Here is a 5,988-nt window from a genome sequence, read left to right on the forward strand (position 1 = left end):
CAGGCTCTTACAGAGAAAAACCCCGTAATCGAAAGATTACGGGGTTTTTTATTTGATAAATCAGTATTCTTGATATTGCTTGCGCAGTAGTGAACAAAGAGAAGGAATCAGGCATGCAGCTGCAGGATATGTTGTATTCACAGGGCTTTGGCATTCGTCGTGTGTGCTCCGGTTTGGTGCAGCAGGGCTGGGTGGAGCTGTGGAACACCGAGACCGAGTCTTGGGATGTGGTGCTTGACTCCACTTTGGACATTGATCCTGAGGGGATGAGCTTCAAGGTGCAGGGCGTGGAATGGGCGTATCACGCTTTGGGCTATGTGCTGCTGCACAAGCCAGCTGGAACGGAATGCTCCCAAAAGCCTTCGGCTCACCCCAGCATCTACAGCTTGCTGCCACCACCTTTGCGCTTGCGACCCAATAAGGGTGCTGTGCAGGGTGTGCAAGCGGTGGGTCGCCTAGATCAGGATACGACGGGCTTGCTGCTGCTCAGTGATGACGGTCAGTTCATTCACCGCATGTCGTCGCCCAAAAAGCATGTGTCCAAGGTCTATCGCGTAACTTGCAAGCACCCTGTGGATGCCAAGCAAGTACAGAACCTGCTGGATGGCGTGGTGCTGGATGATGACCCCAAGCCTGTGAAGGCTGCAGCATGCGAGCTGATTGATACACATGTGCTGGATTTGACGCTGACTGAAGGCAAGTATCACCAGGTCAAGCGCATGCTGGCGGCGGTGGGCAACCGCGTGGAAGGCCTGCACCGCTGGCGAATTGGTGGACTGGTGCTGCCGGCAGATCTTGCGCCAGGCGAATGGCGCTGGCTGACGGCGGATGAGCTGGAATTGCTCAAGCCCGGCAACTAAATACTGAATGCAATGCAAAAAGCCTGCTGGCATAGCCAGCAGGCTTTTGTTGTTTGAAGAGCAGGCTTAGCGCTGCAGCACAGATGCAGGAGCGGAAACCTGCTGGATCTTGCCTGAGCTGCGAAGTGCGGTGGCGGGCAGGAACTCGATGCCGGTGCGGCGCACCAATTCCTCGTAGCTGATGGGCTGGGTTACGCGGGCGGCATCGTCATTGGCTTGCCAGTGGGCCCAGGCGCGTTGGCTCTGGGCATCGTAGACCAGCTTGTACAGAAAGCTGGGGACTCGTACCTGGTTGCTTCCGACGGTGCTCGTATCTGCGGCAAATACGGGGCCGGTGATGACGTAGACATCACCAGCAGCACGCTGGGCGTAGCTGCGTGTGTCTTTCTCGATGCGAGCCCAAGGGCCGCCGTTTTGTTTGCTGGACTGAGGCACCATATTGGCCAGCGAAAAGCTCTGGGCCATGGCCTGTGCGGTGGGCATGTCACCGGCTGGTGCCATGTGGCCGCGTGAGTAGCCGGAGCGCTTGTAGTCGTCCAGCTCGGCCCGTTCGTCGCGGGGCAGGCGGGCGTCGCTGAAGAACTTGTTGGTGCGTTTTTCGTCTGCTTCTTCCACCAGTGCCTTGTTCAAGCGCTGTGCGACAAAGACGGGTGTCTTGCTCTGGCCACTGTGCAGAATGGCAAATGCGTCATAGCAAAGTGCACGCAGCTTGGGCTGATCGCTGAGAACTGGAGGCTTGCCGCCTGCAAAGAACTGGGGGCACTGGTTAAACCCTTGAGTGCTGCGCGTGGGGTTGGAGACTTGCAGCTGACCCGCTGGAGCGGTGGGCGACGACGGCAGCGGCATCTTGGCCGTGCAGGCCATGCTGCTGATGGACAGCAGGGCCACGGCGGCATAGCGTGCAAGGCGCTGGCCTGAAGTTACGGGGAGGGCGTGAGAAGACCGGGGAAAAGCGAGTGACATTCGAGAGCAAAGACGGGGGAATGGTCGTTAACTGACCAGGAAAAGCGTGCCGCAAAGGCGAGGGTGAGCTATTGAAAAGATAGCTTCTTACGTATGCATAGAAGCGATTTGAGACCTTAAGTTCCATCAAAGGCTTACATGACAAGCGCTGGCAGCTCTTATTTTAAGTAACTGAGAGATGCGGGAGATGGTCTCTTGCTCATGAATTCAGAGCGGATAGCGCTTGACCTGTAAGCGCTAGATGGCTTTTAGCCTTGTATGGGAGTGCCGGGCGTCCCGTACATGAACAGCACTTGCAGCGCTGCCTGCGTCTGCTGGTGCAAGCTGGCCAGAGCCTGATCTTTATCGGGCGACAGAATGTATTTTCCCTGAGCGTTCTTGGCATAGGGCTGACCCAGCAACTCAGCCATGTCGATCTGGTAGTAGCTGCGATTGCCATAAGGCCGCTTGCCGTCGATATAGGGCATGGGCCACAGCGGCTGGCTGGGGTCTTCGTCACTCAACACGTCGTCAATGCTGTCGCTGCTGACCTCGCGCCATTGGGCGGCATTGAGCAGCACTTGATGTGCGGGCAGAAACTGAAACGGCTGGCTTGCACTGGTGTGCTGCTGGGGCTGCACAAAACCAGAAGGTAATGAATAGTTGCCTGCAGGCAGCGAGGCTGAGGCGACAAATTCAGGAATGAGCAAGCAGACTTCTGCCAGCAGGCGGGTGGCCAGTGTGCGGTCTGTGGTTTGCAGAGTGTGAAGGGCAATGCGCAAGGCAGAGTCTGCTTCGGGGCTTGTTTTTATGTTTGCGCTGGAATTCCATAGCGGCTGCGCAGGATCAATGCCTGGTGCACCCGATTCTTCGGGAACCCAGTTCACGTGCAACTGGCGTATCAGCAGCAGGTGCTGCGCTGTGAAAGTCGGTAGAGCGTTGGTGGTGAAGACAGAGCGAATAATGTCGTTTCTATCTTCCGCCGCAGCATCCTTGCGCAGCCACCACCAGCCTAGGGAGCCGGCAGTCAATGCCCCCGCCAGTGAGATCAGTTGTCTGCGGATCATGGCTGCTGCAGGGGTTTAGTCGTCAATCGATGCGCTCCAGCGATTACCCCAGCCGCTGCTGTGGTGGTCTTTGCTGACGCGGTCAATTTCGCGGCGGTCACGTTTGGTGGGGCGGCCTGCATGCAAGGCTGCCAGCGCGTCTGCGGGCTCTGGGGCCAGGCGGCGCTGCTCGGCCAGTTGCTCGCGCTGGGCCATGCTCTGCGGCGTTTCTTCATACAGCAGCTGGGCCACAGGGGCCGGGCCGCGCATATTGCTCAGGCTGCGCACAATGACTTCTTTGGGAATGCTGCCCTGGCGCAGGTCGATGGTGTCGCCCGGGCGTATTTCACGCGAGGCCTTGGCATTGGCCTTGTTGACGGTGACGCGGCCCTTGCCAATTTCCTCAACAGCTAGGCTGCGGGTCTTGTAGAACCGCGCGCACCACAGCCATTTGTCCAGACGCATGGATTGAATTTCGCTCATGCAGATATTTTGCGGCGAGTCTGGGCCAAGATTCAAGACAGTTGTGTATCAAGGCTCTGAGCATCTGCAGTGTGCAGCGGCAGTTGTACCAGCGCACGCAGTCCGCTGACTTGGCCCCGCACATTGTGCAGATTGCGCAGCTCGATCTTGCCGCCCAAGGTTTGAACAATCTCCTGGCAGATGGCTAGGCCGAGGCCCGAGCCGCTGTGCGCATTGCCTGCAGAAAAGGGCTGGAACAGGCGCTGGGCCAGTTCGTCATCAATGCCGCTGCCGCTGTCTTCAATGCTGAGTATGGCCATGCCGGCTTGCTGACGCACATCGACTTGCAGTCGCCCACCTCGCGGCGTGTGGCGCAGTGCGTTGTGCAGCAGGTTGCGGGTCAGTTCGCGCACCATCCATTCATGGGCGGGCACGTAGCAGGGCTGGGTTTCAATGCCAAAGTCTATATCCAGATCGGCAATCAGCGGTGACAGCTCAAGCGCCACATCGCGCACGATGTCGTCTAGCTGGGCCAGCATGGTGCTGGGCTGGCTGCTGTCTTCCTGACGCAGCTGCTCAACCTTGGCCAGGGCCAGCATCTGGTTGGCGACGCGGGTAGCGCGGTCAACGGTGTCGTCGATTTCTGCAAAGGCCTGCGCAGGCGGAATATCGCCGCGCTTGGCGGATTGCACCTGTACCTTGAGCACGGCCAGCGGCGTGCGCAACTGGTGCGATGCATCACGCACAAAGCGCTTTTGATTGCTGAGCAGGCGCTGCAGGCGCCGCATGGTCTGATTGGTGGCATCCAGCAGCGGCTGTATTTCACGTGGGGCTTCGGGGGCATCGAGAGGGCTGAGGTCGCCTTGGGCGCGCTCCTGCAAATTTTCGCTGAGCTGGCGGATGGGCTTGGTTGCGCGCTGCACCACGATGATGACGATAAGGGCCACGACCAGCACCAGCAGGGCCTGGCGAATCAGCGTGTCTCGCAGAATCTGCAGGGCCAGAGACTGGCGCAGCTCCAGCGTTTCAGCCACTTGAATAACCGCCATTCCGCGGCCGTTGGCGCTGGCGACAGGTTGCAGCAGTACGGCGACGCGTACGGGGTGGCCGCGAAACTCATCGTCATAAAAATCCACCAGCGCGGCATAGGGCGGGCGCGCTGGAATCTTGCCATGCCACACGGGCAGCTCGCTGAAGCCTGAGACCAGTGCTCCATCAAGCGTGGAGACGCGGTAGTACATGCGGCTCTGGTTATCGGCTTCAAAAATCTCCAGCGCCGAGTAGGGAACCATGGCGCGCAGATGGGCCTTTTCGTCGTAGCCTTCAACGCCAATTTGTTCGCTGATGCTCTTGGCCGATGCCAGCAGGGTCCTGTCATACGCCGTGTGCAGCGATGACAGGGTTTGCTGATACAGGCTCCAGGCGTTCAGAGCAATGAGCAGCAGCACGGGCAGCAAAATACCCGTGAGCAGCAGGCGCCGCAGAGACCAGGCAGCCCGGCGCCGCCCACTGGCCGGGCCTGTGCTGGCGGTCATGTACTGACCTCGACCTTGATGAGATAGCCGAGGCCGCGCAGCGTGACCAGTTGCACCCCTGTCCCACTGAGTTTTTTGCGCAGACGATAGGCCACAACTTCTACGGCTTCGTACTGAACATCGACCTCACCGGGGAAGACGAGACTGAACAGGCGCTCCTTGGTTACGGCGTGGCCAGGGCGGGCCAGAAGGGCGTGCATCATGGAAAGCTCACGGGGCGTCAGCTCCAGCACCGCATCGTTCAAGTAGATTGCGCCGCTTTCTTTTTCATAGCGAAGAGCGCCCAGCATAATTGTCTCAGGGGCTGATTTAGGTGTGAAGCTGTCTTGGCTGCGGCGTAGCAGTGCGCGCAGGCGTGCTTCCAGCTCATCCAGGTCAAAAGGCTTGGCCAGATAGTCGTCTGCACCGGCATTCAGACCCATCACGCGGTCGCCCACCGTGCCGCGTGCGGTGAGTATCAGCACGGGGGTGCGCAGGCCCTGTGCGCGGGCGCGCTCCAGTACCTGCAGGCCGTCGAGGCCGGGCAGGCTCAGGTCCAGCACCACGGCATCGGGTTCACGGGTCAGCCAGTGGGCCAGGGCACTGGGGCCGTCGGCTGCTACCTCAACATGCAGGCCGCGGCGCATGAGGGTGCGCTGCAGCGTAGTGCGCATGGCGGAATCATCTTCAACAAGCAGTAATTGCATGGGGCAGAACATAGCACTGCGCCGAGAACCCGCGAGCAATTCGTGAAACTACCGATACCGCTTAAGGGAATGCCCTAGGCGTTTGGACAGCTGTTTGACAGGCAGGCTCTTCATCATTCAGTCACCAAATACATAAGGAGCTCACCATGCGTCGTGATACGTTTCTGAAGTCTCTGGCAGCCCTTGCGGCAGCTGGTGCTTTGCCTCTGTCGGCACAGGCTGCGACAGCCATCAAGATGATGCTGCCCGCCAACCCCGGTGGCGGCTGGGACACGACAGGCCGTGCTCTGGGCAAGGCTTTGCAGGACGCGGGTGTGGCTTCTTCCGTCACGTATGACAACAAGGGCGGCGCTGCGGGCGCGATTGGTCTGGCCCAGTTTGTCAACGGCAGCAAGGGTGATCCCAACGCCATGATGGTGATGGGCGCCGTGATGCTGGGTGGCATCATCACCGGCAA

6 protein-coding genes and 1 pseudogene are annotated in these 5,988 nt (G+C 59.5%); 2 read left to right on the top strand and 5 right to left on the bottom strand.

Annotated elements, in window-relative coordinates; genetic code table 11:
* The first annotated feature begins 113 nt into the window (after positions 1-113).
* Positions 114-860, top strand: coding sequence for a 16S rRNA pseudouridine(516) synthase (locus RSF91_RS19405; protein WP_332569944.1), 747 nt, complete (start codon positions 114-116; stop codon positions 858-860).
* A gap of 66 nt (positions 861-926) precedes the next feature.
* On the opposite strand, the gene RSF91_RS19410 is transcribed toward RSF91_RS19405, so the two are convergent.
* The 5 genes from RSF91_RS19410 to RSF91_RS19430 form a co-directional block, all read right to left on the bottom strand.
* Positions 927-1,742: a DNA/RNA non-specific endonuclease gene (locus RSF91_RS19410; protein ID WP_332569948.1), complete on the bottom strand. Its 816-nt coding sequence runs from the start codon at positions 1,740-1,742 to the stop codon at positions 927-929.
* Positions 1,743-2,071: 329 nt separating this feature from the next.
* Complete coding sequence (locus RSF91_RS19415) at positions 2,072-2,869, bottom strand: hypothetical protein (protein ID WP_332569945.1); 798 nt, start codon at positions 2,867-2,869, stop codon at positions 2,072-2,074.
* 15 nt (positions 2,870-2,884) lie between these two features.
* Entirely contained in the window at positions 2,885-3,331 is a 447-nt protein-coding gene (locus RSF91_RS19420; RefSeq protein ID WP_332569946.1) for an RNA-binding S4 domain-containing protein, read from the bottom strand.
* Positions 3,332-3,363: 32 nt separating this feature from the next.
* A complete protein-coding gene (locus tag RSF91_RS19425) occupies positions 3,364-4,845 on the bottom strand; it encodes a sensor histidine kinase (RefSeq protein ID WP_332569947.1) in 1,482 nt (493 codons plus the stop codon).
* The gene (locus tag RSF91_RS19430; RefSeq protein WP_099737767.1) at positions 4,842-5,543 is read right to left on the bottom strand and encodes a response regulator; all 702 of its coding nucleotides are present in this window, start codon (positions 5,541-5,543) and stop codon (positions 4,842-4,844) included. The genes RSF91_RS19425 and RSF91_RS19430 overlap by 4 nt, the downstream gene beginning before the upstream one ends.
* A gap of 134 nt (positions 5,544-5,677) precedes the next feature.
* Here RSF91_RS19430 and RSF91_RS19435 point away from each other — a divergent pair.
* A pseudogene (locus RSF91_RS19435) lies at positions 5,678-5,988 on the top strand (tripartite tricarboxylate transporter substrate binding protein); the annotation flags it as partial.

Source organism: Comamonas sp. (genome assembly GCF_036643215.1).
Classification (GTDB): domain Bacteria; phylum Pseudomonadota; class Gammaproteobacteria; order Burkholderiales; family Burkholderiaceae_C; genus Comamonas.